The sequence below is a fragment of the Streptomyces sp. CO7 genome, from assembly GCF_053474865.1.
Map to the genome: position 1 here is coordinate 207,227 of NZ_JBRIOU010000005.1, position 413 is coordinate 207,639.

Annotated in this window: 1 pseudogene; it reads left to right on the forward strand. The window is 73.6% G+C overall.

Annotation, left to right across the window (positions count from 1 at the left end):
- Nucleotides 1–145: 145 nt before the first annotated feature.
- A pseudogene (locus tag ACOV8S_RS19390) lies at nt 146–413 on the forward strand (hypothetical protein); the annotation flags it as partial.

Here is a 413-nt window from a genome sequence, read left to right on the forward strand (position 1 = left end):
TTCTTCGACGGCGAGCGGCCCCGGGCGGTCGACTTCGAGGGCACGGAGCGCGACGAGCTGGTGGGCGTGTTCGGTGAGGACGGGAAGCGGCGCAAGGGCGGCTTCGAGGGGTTCACGGTGAAGGCCCCGGCTGCGGGGGCCGCGGGTGTACCGGGCCGGTGACGTGCCGCAGGCGTGGACGCTGGAGCTGACGAACCGGTCGTCGCGGGTGTGCGCGGGGCTGCACCCGGTGGTGGTGCTCACCGACGAACGGCGTGCGCTGCTGCCCGCGCAGGCGGCCCTGTTCTTCTTCGACGGCGAGCGGCCCCGGGCGGTCGACTTCGAGGGCACGGAGCGCGACGAGCTGGTGGGCGTGTTCGGTGAGGACGGGAAGCGGCGCAAGGGCGGCTTCGAGGGGTTCACGGTGAAGGCCC